Below are 19,482 nucleotides of genomic sequence, written 5' to 3' on the forward strand. Positions count from 1 at the left end.
TTAAGGGACAGGCGCGTTCAGGTCGAGATTAAAAATTCAGGTCGAGATCAGGCATATCATATCAATGGCACCTGACCGTCAACGGTATTGGAGGAAGACGTTGTCTCGCCCGAACTGGTCACGCAGGGCTTGAATCAAGCTGTCTGCCGGGTCGATTCGCCAGGTCTCGCCAAACTGCAGCAAGGCCTTGGCGTCCTGGCCGGTGTACTCCATGGTAATCGGGCAGGCTCCGCGATGACGCTTGAACAACTCGCCCAGCCAGCGCAGCCGGTCACCTTTCAAGGCCTCGCAATGGACCTTCAGGCGCAGGCTCTCGGCCAGATTGGTACGAGCGTCTTCCATGCTCATCACCCGTTTGACCCGCAGGCGCAGGCCACCGGAGAAGTCGTCGTTGCTGACTTCACCTTCGACCACTACCATTGCATCGGTCTGCAGCAGCGACTGCGCCGAGTGGAATGCTTCGGCAAACAGCGACGCCTCGATCCGCGCCGAGCGGTCATCGAGGGTGATGAAGCCCATCTTGTCGCCCTTTTTGTTCTTCATCACCCGCAGGGCGATGATCATCCCCGCGACCGTCTGGGTATCCCGGGCCGGTTTAAGGTCGATGATGCGCTGACGGGCGAAGCGGCGGATTTCACCTTCGTATTCGTCGATCGGGTGACCGGTCAGGTACAGGCCCAAGGTATCTTTCTCGCCTTTCAGGCGTTCCTTGAGTGTCAGCTCCTTGGCCTTGCGGTGATTGGCGTAGACATCGGCGTCTTCTTCAACGAACAGACCGCCAAACAGATCGGCATGACCACTGTCGTGAGTGCGAGCGGTTTGTTCGGCAGCCTTGATCGCTTCTTCCATAGCCGTCAACAAGACCGCGCGGTTGCGGTCGATATTGGCCTGATAGGCTTTCTGCTCATCATGGAAGTACGGACCAAGGCGATCCAGGGCACCACTGCGGATCAAGCCGTCGAGGGTGCGTTTATTGATGCGTTTGAGGTCGACACGGGCGCAAAAATCGAACAGATCCTTGAACGGCCCGTCTTGCCGCGCCTCGGTAATCGCTTCGACCGGGCCTTCGCCCACCCCCTTGATCGCACCCAGACCGTAAATAATGCGGCCTTCGTCGTTCACCGTGAACTTGAACTCGGAGGTATTCACGTCCGGCGCGTCGAGCCGCAGCTTCATGGTCCGCACTTCTTCGATCAAGGTCACGACCTTGTCGGTGTTGTGCATATCCGCTGAAAGTACCGCCGCCATGAACGGCGCCGGATAGTGGGCTTTCAGCCATGCGGTCTGATACGACACCAGGCCATAGGCGGCGGAGTGGGATTTGTTGAAGCCGTAACCGGCGAATTTCTCCACCAGATCGAAAATGTTACCCGCCAGGTCAGCATCGATATTGTTGGTCGCGCAACCTTCAATGAAACCGCCACGCTGCTTGGCCATTTCCTCGGGCTTTTTCTTACCCATGGCTCGGCGCAGCATGTCCGCACCGCCGAGGGTGTAACCGGCCATGACCTGGGCGATCTGCATCACCTGTTCCTGATACAGGATGATGCCGTAGGTAGGCGCCAATACCGGCTTCAAGCCGTCGTACTGATAGTCGATATGCGGGTATGCCAGCTCGGCGCGACCGTGCTTGCGGTTGATGAAGTCGTCCACCATGCCCGATTGCAGCGGGCCGGGACGGAACAGGGCCACCAATGCGATCAAGTCTTCCAGGCAGTCGGGCTTGAGCTTTTTGATCAGCTCTTTCATGCCCCGGGACTCAAGCTGGAACACCGCCGTGGTTTCGGCTTTTTGCAGCAGTTGGTAAGTCGGTTTATCGTCCAGCGGGATAAAGGCGATGTCCAGCGGCGGCTGGTCGACCTTGGCGCGGTCGCGGTTGATGGTCTTCAACGCCCAATCGATGATCGTCAGGGTCCGCAGGCCGAGGAAGTCGAACTTCACCAGACCGGCAGCCTCGACGTCGTCCTTGTCGAACTGGGTCACCAGGCCGTCACCCGCTTCATCGCAATAAATCGGCGAGAAATCGGTGAGTTTGGTCGGCGCGATTACCACGCCACCGGCGTGTTTACCCACGTTACGCACGACACCTTCAAGCTTGCGGGCCATCTCCCAGATTTCCGCGGCCTCTTCATCGACCTTGATGAAGTCCCGGAGGATTTCTTCCTGCTCGTAGGCTTTTTCCAGGGTCATGCCGACTTCGAAGGGAATCATCTTCGACAGTCGATCCGCCAGGCCGTAGGACTTGCCTTGCACCCGCGCAACGTCACGGATCACCGCTTTCGCCGCCATCGACCCGAAGGTGATGATCTGGCTCACCGCGTTGCGACCATATTTATCGGCCACATAATCGATCACCCGATCGCGACCGTCCATGCAGAAGTCGACGTCGAAGTCGGGCATGGAGACCCGTTCCGGGTTCAGGAAACGTTCGAACAGCAGATCGTATTCCAACGGATCGAGGTCGGTGATCTTCTGGACGTAGGCGACCAGCGACCCGGCACCCGACCCACGGCCAGGACCTACCGGCACGCCGTTGTTCTTGGCCCACTGGATAAAGTCCATAACGATCAGGAAGTAACCGGGGAAGCCCATCTGGATGATGATATCCAGCTCGAAATTCAGCCGGTCGACATACACCTGACGCTTGGCTTCATAGTCCTCGGTAGTGTCTTTGGGCAGCAGGACGCTCAGGCGATCCTCAAGGCCGTCGAACGACACTTTGCGAAAGTATTCATCGATGGTCATGCCATCGGGAATCGGGAAGTTGGGCAGGAAGTGCTTGCCCAGCTTCACTTCAATGTTGCAGCGCTTGGCAATTTCGACGGAGTTTTCCAGCGCCTCAGGCAAGTCGCTGAACAACTCGGCCATTTCCTCGGCGCTTTTGAGGTACTGCTGATCGCTGTAGTTCTTCGACCGCCGCGGATCGTCGAGGGCACGGCCTTCGCCGATGCAGACGCGGGTTTCGTGGGCTTCGAAATCTTGCTGCTTGATGAAGCGCACGTCGTTGGTCGCCACCAATGGCGCGCCAAGCTTCTCAGCCAGGGTCACGGCCGCGTGCAGATGTTCTTCATCGTTCGGGCGGTTGGTGCGCTGCACTTCCAGATAGAAACGATCCGGGAACACCGCCATCCAATCTCGCGCCAGGGTTTCGGCTTCCTGCGGATTGCCGCTGAGCAGGGCGATACCGACTTCGCCCTCCTTCGCCGCCGACAGCATGATCAAGCCTTCGCTGGCCTCGGCCACCCACTCGCGCTCGATGATGATCGAGCCATTGCGCTGGCCGTCGATGAAGCCGCGGGAGATCAATTCGGTGAGGTTGCGGTAGCCGACACCGTTCATGGCCAGCAGGCTGATACGGCTCAGGGAGTTTTCAGGGTCCTTGTTCGACAGCCACAGGTCGGCGCCACAGATCGGCTTGATACCGGCGCCCATGGCCGCCTTGTAGAACTTGACCAGCGAACACATGTTGTTTTGGTCGGTAACCGCCACGGCAGGCATGTTCATGCCGACCAGGGTCTTGACCAGCGGTTTGATCCGCACCAGACCGTCGACCAGGGAGTATTCAGTGTGCAGGCGTAGATGGACGAATGAAGCCGGCATAGTGATCCTGTGTAGAACTTGAAAACAACAAGGCCCGGATTGTACCGGGCCCTGAGCAAAACATCAGCCTGTTGACTAAACCTTGATCAAACCTTCGAGGGCCTCATAAGCCAGCCGCACCGGAGCGAAAGAGCGTCGATGAATCGGTGTCGGCCCCAGTCGGGCCAAGGCTTCCAGGTGTACTGGAGTCGGATAGCCCTTGTGCCCACCGATACCGTAACCCGGGTAAATCAATTCGAAAGCAGCCATTTCACGATCACGACTGACTTTGGCCAGGATCGAAGCCGCAGCGATTGCCGGCACCTTGCCATCACCCTGGATGACCGCTTCGGCACGCATCGACAGCTTCGGGCAACGATTGCCATCGATCATTGCCAGTTTCGGTGTGATGCTCAGCCCTTCCACCGCGCGCTGCATGGCCAGCATGGTGGCATGCAGAATGTTCAGCTCGTCGATTTCCTCGACTTCGGCGCGAGCGATACACCAGCTCAGCGCCTTTTCGCAGATTTCGTCGTAGAGCTTTTCGCGGCGGGCTTCGGTGAGCTTCTTCGAGTCGTTGAGGCCGAGAATCGGCCGGCGCGGATCGAGAATCACCGCCGCGGTGACCACGGCACCGCACAACGGGCCGCGACCGACTTCATCGACACCTGCAACCAGATCTTCAGCATCGGCGACCAAGGTGAAATCCAACCCCATCTGCATCTTTATCTTACTCATTGTAGTGTGCCGATCAGCTTCAGTACCGCCTCAGCGGCCTGATTCGAGGCATCGCGACGCAATGTCCGGTGGATCTGGTCGAAGCCTCTGGTTTGCTCTTCTCCGCCTTCGATCAATGGCGACAACGTCTGCGCCAGGGCCTCGGCAGTTGCATCGTCCTGCAACAACTCGGGCACCAGCAAACGCTGCGCCAGCAAGTTGGGCAATGAGATATAGGGGCTTTTGACCATGCGCTTGAGAATCCAGAACGTCAGCGGCGCCAGGCGATAAGCGACCACCATCGGCCGCTTGTACAGCAGGGCTTCCAGGGTCGCGGTGCCAGAGGCAATCAGTACCGCGTCGCAGGCGGCAAGTGCTTGATGGGAGCGACCGTCGAGCAGGGTCAGTGGCAAGTCGCGGCCGGCCAGCAACTCTTCAAGCTGCGCGCGGCGCTCGGGACTGGCGCAGGGCATGACAAACCGCACGCCCGGACGCATGGCACGCAGGCGCTCGGCGGCATCGAGAAACAGCCCGCCGAGCCGACCGACTTCCCCGCCACGACTGCCCGGCATCAATGCCACCAGCGGGCCTATGGGCAATCCAAGCTCGGCACGCGCCGCGGCACGATCCGCTTGCAGCGGGATCGCATCGGCCAGGGAGTGCCCGACAAAACGCACCGGCACGCCCTTCTCTTCGTAGAATTTCGCCTCGAACGGAAACAGCGTCAGCATCAGATCGCAGCCTTCGCGGATCTTCAGCACGCGTTTCTGACGCCAGGCCCAGACTGACGGGCTGACGTAATGTACGGTCTTGATCCCGGCCTGACGCAGTTTGAGTTCAATATTGAGGGTGAAATCCGGTGCATCGATACCGATGAATACATCCGGCTTTTCGGCAATCAGCGTCTTGATCAGCTTTTTGCGCCGAGCCAGCAGCTCGCGCAAACGCCCCAGAACCTCGACCAGCCCCATGACCGCCAGGCGCTCCATCGGGAAATAGGAGGTCAAGCCTTCGGCCTGCATCAGCGGACCGCCGACGCCAATAAACTCAATGGATGGATGCTGGGCCTTGAGCGCGCGCATCAACCCCGCGCCGAGAATATCGCCGGAAGCTTCACCGGCCACCAGTGCAACACGCAAAGTGGCCATGATTAACGAGTAATGCCGCGAGTCGAAGACTGGATCGAATCACGGAACACTGCGACTTCGGGAAACTGTGCAGACGACTCAGCCAGCTCTGCCAACGCCTGATCGACAGTCAGCCCCTGACGGTAAACTACCTTGTAGGCACGACGCAGGGCGTGAATAGCGTCTTCGCTGAAACCACGCCGACGCATGCCTTCGAAGTTCATGCTACGGGCCTCGGCAGGGTTGCCGAATACCGTGACGTAAGCCGGAACATCCTTGCCGATGGCGGTACCCATGCCGGAAAAGCTGTGGGCGCCGATATGGCAGTATTGGTGAACCAGGGTAAACCCGGAGAGGATTGCCCAGTCTTCAACGTGCACATGACCAGCCAACGCGGTGTTGTTGACCAGGATGCAGTGGTTGCCGATGACGCTGTCGTGACCGATGTGGGCATAGGCCATGATCAGATTGTGATCGCCCAGGGTCGTTTCGGCACGATCCTGAATGGTCCCACGGTGAATCGTCACGCCTTCACGGATGACGTTGTGGTCACCAATCACCAGACGGGTTTCTTCGCCTTTGTATTTCAGATCGGGCGTGTCCTCACCTACCGAGGAAAACTGGTAGATGCGGTTGTGCTTACCGATTCGGGTCGGGCCTTTGAGAATCACATGCGGCCCGATCACTGTACCCTCGCCGATTTCCACACCAGCGCCGACGATCGACCAAGGGCCGACCTCGACGTCGTCGGCCAGAACGGCCGTCGGATCGATGATTGCGCGAGGGTCAATCAAACTCATAGCTTGCGTTCCGCGCAGATGATTTCAGCGGAACAGACCGGCTTGCCGTCGACCGAAGCCTGGCATTCGAACTTCCAGATCTGGCGCTTGCAGCTCAAGAACCTGGCTTCGAGAATGAGCTGGTCGCCTGGCGTTACCGGCTGGCGGAAGCGCAGCTTGTCGGAACCGACAAAGTAGTAAAGGGTGCCATCGGCAGGCTTCACGTCCAGCATCTTGAAACCAAGGATACCGGCAGCCTGAGCCATCGCTTCGATGATCAGTACGCCCGGCATGATCGGATGCGCCGGGAAGTGACCATTGAAGAAAGGTTCGTTGATGCTGACATTCTTGTAGGCACGAATGTACTTGCCCTCAACATTCAGCTCCGCCACACGATCCACCAGCAGGAACGGGTAACGGTGAGGCAGGTATTCGCGAATCTCGTTGATGTCCATCATTTCGGGGGGAAGCCTGTAGTAAAGATTGGGAGGGCGCGTTGGACGCGCACTCCTCTAGCAAATCAAGGAGGCAGTCTAGCGGCTGTGCACACTTGATATGGAAATGGTATCAGCCATCTGATGAAGCATTACCGCCAGGGGTCACGTCCCCTACACGCTTTTCCAGTTGTCGCAGACGTCGCGCGATGTCGTCGAGCTGACGGATGCGTGCCGCGCTTTTGCGCCATTCGGCAGCCGGTTGCATTGCTGTACCGGATGAATAGGAACCCGGCTCGGTAATCGAGTGAGTCACCATGGTCATCCCGGTCAGGAACACGTTGTCGCAAATCTCGATGTGCCCAACCAGCCCTACGCCACCGGCGAGCATGCAATGCTTGCCGATTTTGGTGCTGCCGGAAATTCCCACGCACGCCGCCATGGCGGTGTGATCACCGACCTGCACGTTGTGAGCGATCTGAATCTGGTTATCGAGTTTTACCCCATTGCCAATCACGGTATCGGCCAACGCGCCGCGGTCGATGGCGGTATTCACGCCAATCTCCACATCGTCACCGATCAATACGCCGCCGATCTGGGCAATTTTCTGCCAGACGCCTTTCTCGTTGGCAAAGCCGAAGCCTTCACCGCCGAGCACCGCGCCGGACTGAATGACCACTCGCTTGCCGATTCGCACGTCGTGGTACAGCGTTACCCGCGGAGCCAGCCAGCCGTCTTCGCCGATTTCACAACGGGCTCCGACAAAGCAGTGGGCACCGACCGTGACGCCAGCGGCAATCCGCGCAGCGCTTTCGATCACCGCAAAGGCACCGATACTCGCCGCCGGATCGACCACTGCGTCCTCAGCCACAACTGCCGTCGGATGAATACCGGCACTGGCCTTGGGCTTGGGGTCGAACAGATGGGAAATCCGCGCGTAGGCAAGGTACGGGTCGGCCACCACCAGCGCATCACCGGCAAAACCTTCAGCGTCAGCGGCCTTCAGCAACAGGGCTGCGGCCCGGCTGTCGGCCAGGTATTTACGGTAGTGGGGGTTTGCCAGAAAACTCAACTGAGCTGGGCCAGCCTCCTGCAAAGTGGCTAGCCCAGTGATTTCTTTCTCCGGGTCGCCACGTAGCGTGGCGCCGAGGAACTCGGCCAACTGGCCGAGCTTCATAGTCGCGGCCATGGATTACTTCAGCTGATTCATGCGCTCGATAACCTGGCGCGTGATGTCGTACTGAGGCTTGACATCAATCACTGCGCCACGCTCGAAGACCAGGTCAAAAGCACCTTTCTTGATGACTTCTTCCACAGCACTGTCCAGTTTCGGCTTGAGCTGCTTCAGCATTTCACGGTCAGCAACGGCTTTGGCTTCATTCAGCTCCTTGGACTGGAACTGGAAGTCACGGGCCTTTTGCTTGAACTCGAGCTCAAGGCGCTCACGCTCGCCCTGGGCCATCTTGTCGCCACCACTGACCAGACGATCCTGGATGCCTTTGGCGCTGCTTTCCAGGCTTTTCAGCTTGCTCAGCTGCGGGCCGAATTTCTTCTCGGCATCCACGGCGTATTTTTTCGCCGCGTCGGATTCCAGCAGGGCCATTTGATAGTTCAGTACTGCAATTTTCATTTCGGCAAATGCCGGGGTCGCTACCAGGACAGTTGCCAGGAGAACCAATTGAGTCAACTTACGCACGATGCACTCCTACAAAATCCATTGTCGTTATCTTGGGTCGGACTATTAGAAAGTCTGGCCGAGAGAGAATTGGAACACTTGGGTCTCAGCGTCATCCGGTTCTTTGATCGGCATCGCCAAAGCAAAGCTTAACGGGCCAAGCGCGGTAATCCAGGTCACACCCACACCAACGGAGCTGGCCAGACCGTCAAGGCCAATGTCGTTGCATTCAACCTTCTTGCCGGAAGCCGATACCTTGCTCGAGCTGCAATTGCTGTCGAACACGTTACCCACGTCCCAGAACACCGAGGTCCGCAACGAGCGTTGATCTTTCACGAATGGCAGAGGGAACAGGAGCTCCACACCACCTTGAATCAACACGTTACCACCGAACGGCAGCGGATCCTGATCCGGATCTCTCTGGGTACCTGGGTTCGTACCCAGGCTAGGCGTGCTACGCGGACCTAAAGTACTGTCCTTGAAGCCGCGAACCGAGTTGAAACCACCCGCGTAATAGTTCTCGTAGAACGGTAGACCATCGGTCGAACCGTAACCATCGCCATAACCCAGCTCTGTGTGCAGGCGCATGGTGTAGTTGTCAGTCAAAGGCTGGAACACCTGGCCGCGGTAGTCGAGTTTGAAGAACGACAGGTCGCTGCCAGGCGTGGTGGTTTCAAGCACCAGGCTCTGGGAATGACCACGTGTGGCCAACACACCCTTGTTCAGGGTCGATTCGGACCAGCCGGCCGAAGCCTTGAAGTTCAAGTAGTTGTCGCCTTCCTTGTTAACGAAGTCGAAAATCTCGTCAACGGTGTAGCGACCGGTCTTGATCTTGTCTTGTTGCGCAGTCAGGCCAAAGGTCAGACGCGAGGTCTCGCTGATCGGGTAACCGACGCTGACACCCGCACCCAGGCTGTCCACCGCATAGCTGGCAACGTCGACATCGAGGTCGTCGTAATCAGTAGTGCGATAGAACGCATTGTAACCCAGGCTGACACCATCAGCCGTCCAGTAGGGATCGACATAACCGAAGTTATAGCGGCTCTGGTATTCGCTGCGGGTCAAACCGACGCTGACCTTGTTACCAGTACCCAGGAAGTTGTTCTGGGTGATCGAACCACCGAGGATCAGACCGGCGCTCTGTGCAAAACCGACGCTGGCGGTGATCGAACCGGAAGCTTGTTCTTCGACGCTGTAGTTGACGTCGACCTGGTCGTCGGTGCCCGGCACGGCCGGCGTCTCGACGTTGACTTCCTTGAAGAACCCCAGACGTTCCAGACGGGTTTTCGACTGGTCGATCAGGTAGGTCGAAGCCCAGCCGCCTTCCATCTGGCGCATTTCCCGACGCAGCACTTCGTCTTCCGACTTGGTGTTGCCACGGAAGTTGATACGGTTCACGTAGGCACGCTTGCCCGGGTCAACCACGAAAGTGATATCGACCGTGTGGTCTTCCTCATGGGGCTGCGGTACGCCGTTGACGTTGGCGAAGGTATAGCCTTCGTTACCCAGGCGACGGGTGATCAGCTCGGAGGTGGTGGTCATCAGCTTGCGCGAGAACACCTGGCCCTTCTGGACCAGCAGCAACGACTTGACCTGGTCTTCAGGCACTTTCAAGTCACCGCTCAGCTTGACGTCACGAACGCTGTACTTGTCGCCTTCGTTGACGTTCACCGTAATGTAGACGTGTTTCTTGTCCGGAGTGATCGAGACCTGGGTCGAAGCGATATCCATGTTGATATAGCCGCGGTCCAGGTAGTAGGAACGCAGACGCTCCAGGTCACCGGAGAGTTTTTCACGGGCATATTTGTCATCGTTCTTGAAGAACGACAGCCAGTTGCTGGTCTTGAGCTCGAACAGGTCGATCAGGTCTTCATCGGGGAAGACCGTGTTACCCACCACGTTGATGTGCTGGATGGCAGCGACCGTGCCTTCGTTGATATTGACCTTCAAGGCAACGCGGTTGCGCGGCTGCGGCACCACTTCAGTGTCGACCGTCGCCGAGTAGCGGCCTTGAGCGACATATTGACGCTGCAGCTCGTTACGCACCCCTTCAAGGGTCGCACGCTGGAAGATTTCGCCTTCGGCCAGACCGGATTGCTTGAGGCCCTTCATCAGGTCTTCGGTGGAGATCGCCTTGTTGCCATCGATCTCGATACTGGCGACAGAGGGTCGCTCGACTACCGTGATGACCAGTACATTGCCTTCGCGGCCCAGCTGGATATCTTGAAAGAAACCGGTTTTGAACAACGCACGAGTGGATTCCACCAGGCGACGATCGTCCGCCTGCTCGCCGACGTTTAGCGGCAAGGCACCAAAGACACTACCCGCGGAGACCCGCTGGAGGCCATTGACGCGAATATCGGAGATAGTGAAGGACTCAGCGTGAACTTCGGCGATCATCAATACGGAGAGAACCGCAGTTAGCAGCAGACGTTTCATGAAGTCCTTTCTTATTCCAACTGGCAATAAACAAAATGCCGCAAAATGCGGCAGATTCGCAATTCAGCGAAGCGTTACAGTCGACCCAGATCGTTGACCAGAGCAAGCAACATCACCCCGATCACCAAACTGATACCAATCTGTATCCCCCAACCCTGCACCCGATCCGACAAGGGACGACCACGCGCCCACTCAATCAGATAAAACAACAAATGCCCCCCATCCAGTACAGGAATAGGCAACAAATTCAGAACCCCCAGGCTAATGCTCAGATAAGCAAGGAAATTCAGGAAATCAGCGACACCCGACTGGGCAGAAGCGCCCGCCACTTTAGCAATGGTTATCGGTCCACTCAAGTTTTTTACCGAGAGCTCACCGAACAACATTTTCTTCAGCGAATCAAGGGTCAGGACACTCATGGTCCAGGTCCGACGAGCACCCTCGCCAATTGCCTCCAGGGGACCGTAGCTGACTTCGCGGATCATCGCTGGTGGCCAATCGACAGCTTTTACCCCCGCGCCCAGATATCCGGTGGCGACTTTCGCCTTGCCCTTGGCAGCCAAAGTAACAGGGACGTCGATTTGAGCACCATCACGCTCCACCCGCAGCACAATTTTGGTTTCAGGACGTACCCGAACCCAGTCAACCACTTGCTGCCAATCGCTCAACGCCTGGCCATCAACTGCCAACAGGCGGTCGCCGGTTTTCAGCCCGGCAGCATGGGCCGGTCCGTTCGGATCCAGCTCAGCCAATACCGGAGGTAATGCCGGACGCCATGGACGAATCCCCAGCGAATGAATTGGATCGGGTTCATCAGCACCTTTAAGCCACTTGTCCAACACCAGCTCACGCGGCGAATCGGCGGTCGAACCCTCTTCACGCACCAGCACCTGCAGGGACCCGCTTTCACCCAGCCGGTGTACCAGCTGCAGATTCACCGCAGCCCAACCGGAAGTCGGCTCACCGTCGATCGCAACGATTTCCTGGCCTGGGCTCAATCCGGCCCTGGCGGCAATACTGCCGATCTCGACAGCACCGATGACTGGCCGCACCTGCTCGCTGCCGAGCATTGCCAAGACCCAGAAAAACACCAGGGCCAGCAAAAAGTTGGCAATCGGGCCGGCTGCAACGATTGCGATACGTTGACGAACCGACTTGCGATTGAAGGATTGATCGAGCTGATCGGCAGGCACTTCGCCTTCGCGCTCGTCGAGCATTTTCACGTAGCCACCCAACGGGATGGCAGCGATCACGAATTCCGTGCCGCGGCGATCATGCCAGCGCAGCAGGGGCATACCGAAACCCACAGAGAAGCGCAGAACCTTGACACCGCAACGGCGCGCCACCCAAAAGTGGCCGAATTCGTGGAAGGTGACCAGCACGCCCAGAGTAACCAGGGTGCCGACAATCATATAGAGCGCGCTCATCTATTTACTCCGCATTCCAATCCAGTGCCGATTCGCTCGGACCCGCTGCAACGTCTATCGCCCGTGGCGACTCAACCATTGTTCGGTCAAGGCGCGGGCTTTGGCGTCCGCCGAGAACACCGCGTCCAGTTCTTCGACGGCAACCACAGGCTCGATGTTCAATACTTCCTCGATGATACTCGCGATCTCCGGGTAGCGGATGCGTCGTTCAAGAAAGGCTGCGACCGCCACTTCATTTGCTGCATTCAACATGGCCGGCGCACTGTTACCCGCTTCCGCCGCTTGACGGGCGAGCCGCAGGCAGGGGAAACGCTGCTCATCGGGGGCCTGGAAGTCCAGGCGCGCGATCGAGAACAGGTCAAGGGGCGCCACACCGGAATCGATTCGCTCAGGCCAGGCCAGGGCGTTGGCGATCGGTGTGCGCATATCCGGATTGCCCAATTGCGCGAGTACAGAACCATCGACGTAGTCGACCAGTGAATGAATCACGCTCTGCGGATGAACCACCACTTCGACCTGAGCCGGCCTGGCATCGAACAACCAGCAAGCCTCGATCAACTCAAGGCCTTTGTTCATCATGCTCGCCGAATCCACGGAGATCTTGCGACCCATCGACCAGTTGGGATGGGCACAGGCCTGCTCGGGAGTCACATGCTCAAGCTCGGCCAGCGGCGTTTGCCGAAACGGGCCGCCCGAGGCGGTCAGCAGGATCCGCCGGACCCCGACAGCCCCAAGCCCGCGGGCAAAATCGTTGGGCATGCACTGAAAAATCGCGTTGTGTTCGCTGTCGATCGGCAACAGCACCGAGCCGCTCTTGCGCACCGCCTGCATGAACAAGGCGCCGGACATCACCAGCGCCTCCTTATTGGCCAGAAGAATCTTCTTCCCGGCTTCCACGGCTGCCAGGGTCGGGCGCAAACCCGCCGCCCCGACGATCGCCGCCATCACCGCGTCGACCTGTGGGTCGGCCGCGACCTGGCACAACCCCTCCTCCCCCACCAGAACCCGGGTCGGCAGACCCGCCGCCCGCAAATCGTCCTGCAAGCCACGTGCAGCGCCAGCTTCAGGAACGACCGCGAAGCGCGGCGTGTGACGAACGCACAAGGCGAGCAACTCGCTCAGCCGACTGAAACCGCTCAAGGCGAAAACCTGGTAACGCTCGGGATGCCGGGCAATGACATCGAGGGTGCTCAGGCCGATCGAGCCGGTCGCACCCAGCACGGTAATCTGCTGCGGGCGACTCATGGTGCAGCTACCCATAACAGCACGGCAAACACCGGAATGGCCGCCGTCAGGCTATCGATGCGATCCAGCACGCCACCATGACCCGGCAACAGGTTGCTGCTGTCCTTGATCCCGGCCTGACGCTTGAACATGCTTTCGGTCAGGTCACCGACCACCGAAACAAACACGACGATTGCCGCACCGATCAACCCCATCAGCATCTGCGCCGCACTCCAGTCACGGGCAAGACCGACGACGGCAGTAATCAGCAAGCTGGCCGCCAAGCCACCATACACCCCTTCCCAACTCTTGCCCGGACTGACCTTCGGCGCCAGCTTGCGCTTGCCAAAGGCCCTGCCGGAAAAGTAGGCGCCGATGTCCGCGCCCCAGACCAGCACCATCACCGCCATGATCAGCCAATTGCCCAAGGGTTGCTGCTTGATCAGGATCAGCCCTTGCCAGGCCGGCAACAGGATCAACAGACCAATCACCAGTTTGCAGGCCGCACTGGCCCATTGCTCACTGGTGCGTGGATACGTCAGCACCAGGAAGGCTGCCAGCAACCACCAGATCACCGCTGCAGCCAGCACCCACGGCGCCAGACCGGGCAGCACATGCATGAAAAACAGCAGCAGCGCGACCAGGGCCGCGTAGGCAACCCGGACCGGCTGGGCAGTAAATCCTGCCAGCCGGGCCCATTCCCAGGCAGCCAGGGTCACCACCAATCCAATGAACAACGCAAAGCCGGTACCTTCCAGCAGGAAAAACCCGCACAAGGCGATCGGCAACAGGATCAGCGCGGTGATGATTCGTTGTTTAAGCATTAAGCCCGGGCTCCCGCTTCGACCTGTTCGCTCGTTTTACCGAAGCGGCGCTGGCGAGAAGCGTAATCGGCCAGCGCATTGCGCATGGCATCGTGTTTGAAGTCCGGCCAGAACAGGTCGGAGAAATACAGTTCGGCGTACGCCAACTGCCACAACAGGAAGTTGCTGATGCGGTGCTCACCGCCCGTACGGATGCACAAGTCCGGCAGGGGCAGATCGCCCGTCGCCAGACAGGTTTGCAGTAATTCGGGCGTGATGTCTTCAGGACGCAGATGCCCGGCCTGAACCTCGCGCGCCAGGCGCTGGGCAGCCTGGGCAATGTCCCATTGGCCGCCATAGTTGGCAGCGATCTGCAAGACAAAGCGATTGCTGCCCGCCGTTAGCGCCTCGGCCTCACGCATGGCCGCCTGCAACTCCGGATGAAAGCGCGAGCGGTCACCAATGATGCGCAGGCTGATGTTGTTGTCGTTAAGGCGCTTGGCCTCCCGACGCAGCGCCTTGAAGAAGAGATCCATCAAGGCACTGACTTCGTCGGCCGGGCGCTGCCAGTTCTCACTGGAAAAGGCAAACAGGGTCAATACTTCGACCTTGGCCTCGGCACACACTTCAATGACCGCACGAACAGCATCGACGCCCGCTTTATGCCCGGCAACACCCGGCATAAAGCGCTTTTTCGCCCAGCGATTATTACCATCCATGATGATCGCCACGTGACGTGGCACCGAAGACAGTACAGCCTGCTTGGTCTTTTCCATGTAAACGCGACCCTTATACGGCCATCAGGTCCGCTTCTTTCTGCTTCATGGCCGCTTCGATTTCCGCTACGAACTTGTCAGTCAGCTTCTGGATATCGTCAGCAGCGCGACGCTCTTCGTCTTCGCTGATTTCTTTTTCTTTGACCAGGTCTTTGAGCTGGCTCAGCGCATCGCGACGGATATTGCGCACGGCAACACGACCATCTTCCGCTGCTTCACGAGCCTGCTTGGTGAAGCCCTTGCGGGTTTCTTCGGTAAGCGCCGGCATCGAAATCAGCAGCAGTTCACCGAGGTTGGTCGGATTGAAACCCAGACCGGAGCTCTGAATCGCCTTATCGACGGCCGCCAGCATGTTGCGCTCGAATGCAACGACTTGCAGGGTGCGAGAATCCTTGACGGTGACGTTGGCCACCTGGTTCAGCGGGGTATCGGAACCGTAGTAAGGCACCATCACGCCACCCAGAATGCTTGGGTGAGCCTGGCCGGTACGAATCCGGCTGAATGCGTGATGCAGCGATTCCAGGGATTTCTGCATGCGCTCTTGAGCGTCTTTCTTGATTTCGTTGATCATTATTCGCCTTCCTCGATCAGGGTCCCTTCAGCACCGCCATGAACGATGTTCAGCAGGGCGCCGGGCTTGTTCATGTTAAATACGCGCAACGGCATCTTGTGGTCACGGCACAGGCAAATCGCCGTCAGATCCATCACACCCAGCTTGCGATCCAGCACTTCATCGTAGGTCAGATGATCGAACTTCTCGGCATGCGGGTCTTTGAATGGGTCAGCGGTATAGACACCGTCAACCTTGGTTGCCTTCAACACCACGTCAGCGTTGATCTCGATACCTCGAAGGCAAGCTGCCGAATCGGTGGTGAAAAACGGGTTGCCGGTACCGGCCGCGAAAATCACTACGTCTTTGGCGTTCAGGTGTCGCATGGCTTTGCGACGATCATAGTGATCGGTCACGCCCACCATGGAAATAGCCGACATCACGATGGCCGAGATATTCGCACGTTCCAGCGCATCACGCATGGCCAGAGCGTTCATCACAGTGGCCAGCATGCCCATGTGGTCGCCTGTCACCCGATCCATCCCGGCAGCACTCAGCGCGGCGCCACGGAACAGGTTGCCACCGCCGATCACCAGACCGACCTGAACGCCGATACCGACCAGCTGACCGACTTCCAGCGCCATGCGGTCCAGCACCTTCGGATCGATCCCGAACTCTTCCGAGCCCATCAGGGCCTCGCCGCTAAGCTTGAGTAGAATGCGTTTATAGCGAGCCTGATAACCACTGCCCTGCTGAGCCATTGCGAATCTCTCCTGCGGCGTATTTTTTAAAAATTCTTTGCCAGCCGTTTACAGCCAGCACTCACTCTAGCTTGACGCTATCACAGCGCCATCGGAACACGGCTTTGTAAGCCAGTTCCGAAGGGAAACCAATTAAATTGATCACCCCATTTGAAAAGAGGCTGCGCGCGTGAGCGGGCAGCCTCTTCTGGGCGACAGTTGAAAACCGTCTTACTTCTTGCTGGCAGCCAGCTGGGCAGCAACTTCTTCAGCGAAGTTGTCGACCGGCTTCTCGATGCCTTCGCCTACCTGGAAGCGGGTGAAGGAAACGATTTCAGCGCCGCCTTTCTTGGCCAGATCGCCAACGGTCACTTCAGGGTTCTTGACGAACGCCTGGTTGACCAGGCTGGCTTCGGCGAGGAACTTGCTGATACGACCAGCAACCATTTTCTCGACGATTTCAGCAGGCTTGCCTTTGATCTTGTCTTCGTTGAGGCTCAGGAAAACGCCTTTTTCGCGCTCGATGGCTTCAGCGGAAACCTGCGACGGCAGCAGGAACTCAGGGTTGCTGGCCGCTACGTGCATAGCGATGTCTTTGGCCAGTTCAACGTTGCCGCCTTTCAGTGCCACGACTACGCCGATCTTGTTGCCGTGCAGGTAAGAACCTACAACGTCAGCTTCGATACGCGCCAGACGACGGATGTTGACGTTCTCGCCTACTTTGCCAACCAGTGCTTCACGAGCCGGCTCTTGAGCGGCGATCAGCGGAGCTGCGTCGGTCAGTTTGTCAGCGAAGGCTTTTTCAACGCTGGCAGCGACGAAGTTCTTGAAGTCGTCTTGCAGAGCCAGGAAGTCGGTTTGCGAGTTGACTTCGATGATGACGGCAGCCTTGCCGTCTTCCTTGATGCTGATGGCGCCTTCAGCAGCAATGTTGCCTGCTTTCTTGGCAGCCTTGATGGCGCCCGAGGCACGCATGTCATCAATGGCTTTTTCGATGTCGCCGTCAGCCTTGGTCAAGGCTTTTTTGCAATCCATCATGCCTTCGCCAGTACGCTCACGCAGTTCTTTGACCAACGCTGCAGTAATCTCTGCCATTTTCAAAATCCTCTTGGATAGGTTTTCAACCATTCCACCCGAGCGAACGGGCGTTCAAATTCTTGCCCCGAGACCACCTGGCGACCGCCGCATGAAAAAAATCGCCACAGGCATTTCCAACAGATGATTTTCGAGGTGGCAAAAAGGGGGCCAAGCCCCCTTTTTGCGTACTGAGTAAACGCTAAGCGCTAGTTACTCAGCCTTCAACTACCGCTGCCGGAGCGTCTTCGACGAACACTTCGGTGCCGCCAGCAACGTGGTTGCGACCACGGATTACTGCGTCAGCCATCGAACCCATGTACAGCTGGATAGCGCGGATTGCGTCATCGTTGCCTGGGATGATGTAGTCAACGCCTTCCGGGCTGCTGTTGGTATCGACAACGCCGATAACCGGGATGCCCAGCTTGTTGGCTTCGGTGATCGCGATGCGCTCGTGATCAACGTCGATAACGAACAGTGCGTCTGGCAGACCGCCCATGTCCTTGATACCACCCAGGCTACGATCCAGCTTCTCAAGATCACGAGTGCGCATCAGCGCTTCTTTCTTGGTCAGCTTGGCGAAAGTACCGTCTTCGGCCTGGACTTCAAGGTCACGCAGACGCTTGATGGAAGCACGAATGGTTTTGAAGTTGGTCAGCATGCCGCCCAACCAGCGGTGATCGACGTACGGCGAACCGCAACGTGCTGCTTCTTCAGCAACGATCTTGCCAGCGGAACGCTTGGTGCCGACGAACAGGATCTTGTTTTTGCCCTGGGCCAGACGCTCTACGAAAGTCAGAGCTTCGTTGAACATTGGCAGGGTTTTTTCAAGGTTGATGATGTGAATCTTGTTACGCGCGCCGAAAATGTACTTACCCATTTTCGGGTTCCAGTAACGGGTTTGGTGACCGAAGTGGACACCAGCCTTCAGCATATCGCGCATATTGACTTGGGACATGATAGTTCCTTGATAAGTCGGGTTAGGCCTCCACGTATCCCAATGACCAACCAGCAGCGTCAAGCTGAAGGCACCCAGGTCATCGTGTCGACACGTGTGTGGGTTTAAGCCTTTCGGGGCATCCCCGGAAAGCGGCGCATTTTATACCATAAGAAAGGCGAAAACGAAACCAGGATTCACACTTCCCGGTGTCCGCTTTTGCCCTGACCCTGGAATCGGGTCAGAATGCAGCATCTATTATAGAGTGAAGAGAAGGTCGGGCGTTCATGATTTGCCTCGACCGTCTGCTAGAATCGCGTTTTTGGGGTTGCGCAGACGCAACATTGAGTCACGCAATCCATCTTCCGTGTTTATTTGCGCCATTGAGCGCTAGAGAGCCTGTATGACCGTCACCCTCAAAACCCCCGAGGACATTGCAAAAATGCGTGTCGCCGGCAAACTGGCCGCCGATGTGCTGGAAATGATTGCCCAACACGTCAAGCCTGGCGTCACCACCGAAGAGCTCGACCGCATCTGCCACGACTACATCGTCAACGAGCAGAAAGCCATCCCTGCTCCGCTCAATTACAAGGGCTTCCCGAAGTCGATCTGCACCTCGATCAACCACGTGGTCTGTCATGGCATCCCGAACGAGAAACCGCTGAAGGATGGCGACACGCTGAACATCGACGTCACCGTCATTAAAGATGGCTATCACGGTGACACTAGCCGGATGTTCCACGTCGGCACTGTTCCAGTATGGGCCGAGCGCCTGTCGCAAGTGACCCAGGAATGCATGTACAAGGCCATCGAACTGGTCAAGCCCGGCTGCCGCCTGGGTGACATCGGCGAAGTGATCCAGAAGCATGCTGAAAAGAACGGTTTTTCGGTGGTTCGCGAGTTCTGCGGCCACGGCATCGGCAAGGTGTTCCACGAAGAACCGCAGATCCTGCACTACGGGCGCGCTGGCACCGGCATGGAACTCAAGGAAGGCATGACCTTCACCATCGAACCGATGATCAACCAGGGCAAGGCCGACACCAAGGTCCTGGGCGATGGCTGGACCGCGATCACCAAGGACCGCAAGCTGTCGGCCCAGTGGGAACACACCCTACTGGTCACTGCTACCGGCTACGAGATCTTCACCCTGCGCAGCGATGACACTATCCCTCGCGTCTCGGCCTGATCTGCCCCACCGCTC

General features: G+C 58.0%; 17 protein-coding genes. 1 reads left to right on the top strand and 16 read right to left on the bottom strand.

Annotated features, from left to right (window positions below; translation table 11 throughout):
• Positions 1-78 precede the first annotated feature (78 nt).
• The 16 genes from dnaE to rpsB form a co-directional block, all read right to left on the bottom strand.
• A complete protein-coding gene (gene dnaE / locus AC3IUA_RS25080; RefSeq protein WP_489357538.1) occupies positions 79-3,600 on the bottom strand; it encodes a DNA polymerase III subunit alpha in 3,522 nt (1,173 codons plus the stop codon).
• Between the two features lie 75 nt (positions 3,601-3,675).
• The gene (gene rnhB, locus AC3IUA_RS25085; RefSeq protein WP_489362468.1) at positions 3,676-4,302 is read right to left on the bottom strand and encodes a ribonuclease HII; all 627 of its coding nucleotides are present in this window, start codon (positions 4,300-4,302) and stop codon (positions 3,676-3,678) included.
• Positions 4,303-4,313: 11 nt separating this feature from the next.
• A complete protein-coding gene (gene lpxB, locus AC3IUA_RS25090) occupies positions 4,314-5,444 on the bottom strand; it encodes a lipid-A-disaccharide synthase (protein WP_489357539.1) in 1,131 nt (376 codons plus the stop codon).
• Between the two features lie 2 nt (positions 5,445-5,446).
• Positions 5,447-6,223, bottom strand: a complete 777-nt coding sequence (lpxA, locus tag AC3IUA_RS25095) for an acyl-ACP--UDP-N-acetylglucosamine O-acyltransferase (protein WP_489357540.1) — start codon at positions 6,221-6,223, stop codon at positions 5,447-5,449.
• Positions 6,220-6,660, bottom strand: coding sequence for a 3-hydroxyacyl-ACP dehydratase FabZ (gene fabZ / locus AC3IUA_RS25100; protein WP_489357541.1), 441 nt, complete (start codon positions 6,658-6,660; stop codon positions 6,220-6,222). The genes lpxA and fabZ overlap by 4 nt, the downstream gene beginning before the upstream one ends.
• Before the next feature lie 109 nt (positions 6,661-6,769).
• Positions 6,770-7,825 (bottom strand): UDP-3-O-(3-hydroxymyristoyl)glucosamine N-acyltransferase, encoded by a 1,056-nt coding sequence (lpxD, locus tag AC3IUA_RS25105; protein WP_489357542.1) that lies wholly within the window; start codon positions 7,823-7,825, stop codon positions 6,770-6,772.
• A gap of 3 nt (positions 7,826-7,828) precedes the next feature.
• A complete protein-coding gene (locus AC3IUA_RS25110; protein ID WP_095146539.1) occupies positions 7,829-8,332 on the bottom strand; it encodes an OmpH/Skp family outer membrane protein in 504 nt (167 codons plus the stop codon).
• 45 nt (positions 8,333-8,377) lie between these two features.
• Complete coding sequence (gene bamA, locus AC3IUA_RS25115) at positions 8,378-10,750, bottom strand: outer membrane protein assembly factor BamA (RefSeq protein WP_489357543.1); 2,373 nt, start codon at positions 10,748-10,750, stop codon at positions 8,378-8,380.
• Positions 10,751-10,824: 74 nt separating this feature from the next.
• Positions 10,825-12,177, bottom strand: a complete 1,353-nt coding sequence (gene rseP, locus AC3IUA_RS25120) for a sigma E protease regulator RseP (RefSeq protein WP_489357544.1) — start codon at positions 12,175-12,177, stop codon at positions 10,825-10,827.
• Between the two features lie 54 nt (positions 12,178-12,231).
• Positions 12,232-13,422, bottom strand: coding sequence for a 1-deoxy-D-xylulose-5-phosphate reductoisomerase (ispC, locus tag AC3IUA_RS25125; protein ID WP_489357545.1), 1,191 nt, complete (start codon positions 13,420-13,422; stop codon positions 12,232-12,234).
• Positions 13,419-14,225 (bottom strand): phosphatidate cytidylyltransferase, encoded by an 807-nt coding sequence (locus AC3IUA_RS25130; protein WP_489357546.1) that lies wholly within the window; start codon positions 14,223-14,225, stop codon positions 13,419-13,421. The genes ispC and AC3IUA_RS25130 overlap by 4 nt, the downstream gene beginning before the upstream one ends.
• Positions 14,225-14,980, bottom strand: coding sequence for a polyprenyl diphosphate synthase (gene uppS / locus AC3IUA_RS25135; protein ID WP_489357547.1), 756 nt, complete (start codon positions 14,978-14,980; stop codon positions 14,225-14,227). The genes AC3IUA_RS25130 and uppS overlap by 1 nt, the downstream gene beginning before the upstream one ends.
• Before the next feature lie 13 nt (positions 14,981-14,993).
• Entirely contained in the window at positions 14,994-15,551 is a 558-nt protein-coding gene (gene frr, locus AC3IUA_RS25140; RefSeq protein WP_489357548.1) for a ribosome recycling factor, read from the bottom strand.
• Positions 15,551-16,291, bottom strand: a complete 741-nt coding sequence (pyrH, locus tag AC3IUA_RS25145) for a UMP kinase (protein ID WP_150644510.1) — start codon at positions 16,289-16,291, stop codon at positions 15,551-15,553. The genes frr and pyrH overlap by 1 nt, the downstream gene beginning before the upstream one ends.
• Before the next feature lie 210 nt (positions 16,292-16,501).
• Complete coding sequence (gene tsf, locus AC3IUA_RS25150; RefSeq protein WP_489357549.1) at positions 16,502-17,365, bottom strand: translation elongation factor Ts; 864 nt, start codon at positions 17,363-17,365, stop codon at positions 16,502-16,504.
• A 196-nt stretch (positions 17,366-17,561) separates the two neighbouring features.
• Entirely contained in the window at positions 17,562-18,302 is a 741-nt protein-coding gene (gene rpsB / locus AC3IUA_RS25155) for a 30S ribosomal protein S2 (protein ID WP_489357550.1), read from the bottom strand.
• Positions 18,303-18,684: 382 nt separating this feature from the next.
• Between rpsB and map the strand changes: the two genes are divergently transcribed.
• Positions 18,685-19,467: a type I methionyl aminopeptidase gene (gene map, locus AC3IUA_RS25160; RefSeq protein ID WP_150644507.1), complete on the top strand. Its 783-nt coding sequence runs from the start codon at positions 18,685-18,687 to the stop codon at positions 19,465-19,467.
• Positions 19,468-19,482: the final 15 nt, after the last annotated feature.

Source organism: Pseudomonas sp. KH_050, assembly GCF_057838875.1.

What these genes read in the sequence shown, in the direction of transcription:
- lpxB (WP_489357539.1), bottom strand. Translation starts at nt 5,444, where the DNA reads ATGGCCACTTTGCGTGTTGCACTGGTGGCCGGTGAAGCTTCCGGCGAT.
- map (WP_150644507.1), top strand. Translation starts at nt 18,685, where the DNA reads ATGACCGTCACCCTCAAAACCCCCGAGGACATTGCAAAAATGCGTGTC.
- fabZ (WP_489357541.1), bottom strand. Translation starts at nt 6,660, where the DNA reads ATGATGGACATCAACGAGATTCGCGAATACCTGCCTCACCGTTACCCG.
- lpxA (WP_489357540.1), bottom strand. Translation starts at nt 6,223, where the DNA reads ATGAGTTTGATTGACCCTCGCGCAATCATCGATCCGACGGCCGTTCTG.
- bamA (WP_489357543.1), bottom strand. Translation starts at nt 10,750, where the DNA reads ATGAAACGTCTGCTGCTAACTGCGGTTCTCTCCGTATTGATGATCGCC.
- pyrH (WP_150644510.1), bottom strand. Translation starts at nt 16,291, where the DNA reads ATGGCTCAGCAGGGCAGTGGTTATCAGGCTCGCTATAAACGCATTCTA.
- AC3IUA_RS25130 (WP_489357546.1), bottom strand. Translation starts at nt 14,225, where the DNA reads ATGCTTAAACAACGAATCATCACCGCGCTGATCCTGTTGCCGATCGCC.
- dnaE (WP_489357538.1), bottom strand. Translation starts at nt 3,600, where the DNA reads ATGCCGGCTTCATTCGTCCATCTACGCCTGCACACTGAATACTCCCTG.
- rnhB (WP_489362468.1), bottom strand. Translation starts at nt 4,302, where the DNA reads ATGCAGATGGGGTTGGATTTCACCTTGGTCGCCGATGCTGAAGATCTG.
- rpsB (WP_489357550.1), bottom strand. Translation starts at nt 18,302, where the DNA reads ATGTCCCAAGTCAATATGCGCGATATGCTGAAGGCTGGTGTCCACTTC.
- tsf (WP_489357549.1), bottom strand. Translation starts at nt 17,365, where the DNA reads ATGGCAGAGATTACTGCAGCGTTGGTCAAAGAACTGCGTGAGCGTACT.
- lpxD (WP_489357542.1), bottom strand. Translation starts at nt 7,825, where the DNA reads ATGGCCGCGACTATGAAGCTCGGCCAGTTGGCCGAGTTCCTCGGCGCC.
- frr (WP_489357548.1), bottom strand. Translation starts at nt 15,551, where the DNA reads ATGATCAACGAAATCAAGAAAGACGCTCAAGAGCGCATGCAGAAATCC.
- ispC (WP_489357545.1), bottom strand. Translation starts at nt 13,422, where the DNA reads ATGAGTCGCCCGCAGCAGATTACCGTGCTGGGTGCGACCGGCTCGATC.
- uppS (WP_489357547.1), bottom strand. Translation starts at nt 14,980, where the DNA reads ATGGAAAAGACCAAGCAGGCTGTACTGTCTTCGGTGCCACGTCACGTG.
- rseP (WP_489357544.1), bottom strand. Translation starts at nt 12,177, where the DNA reads ATGAGCGCGCTCTATATGATTGTCGGCACCCTGGTTACTCTGGGCGTG.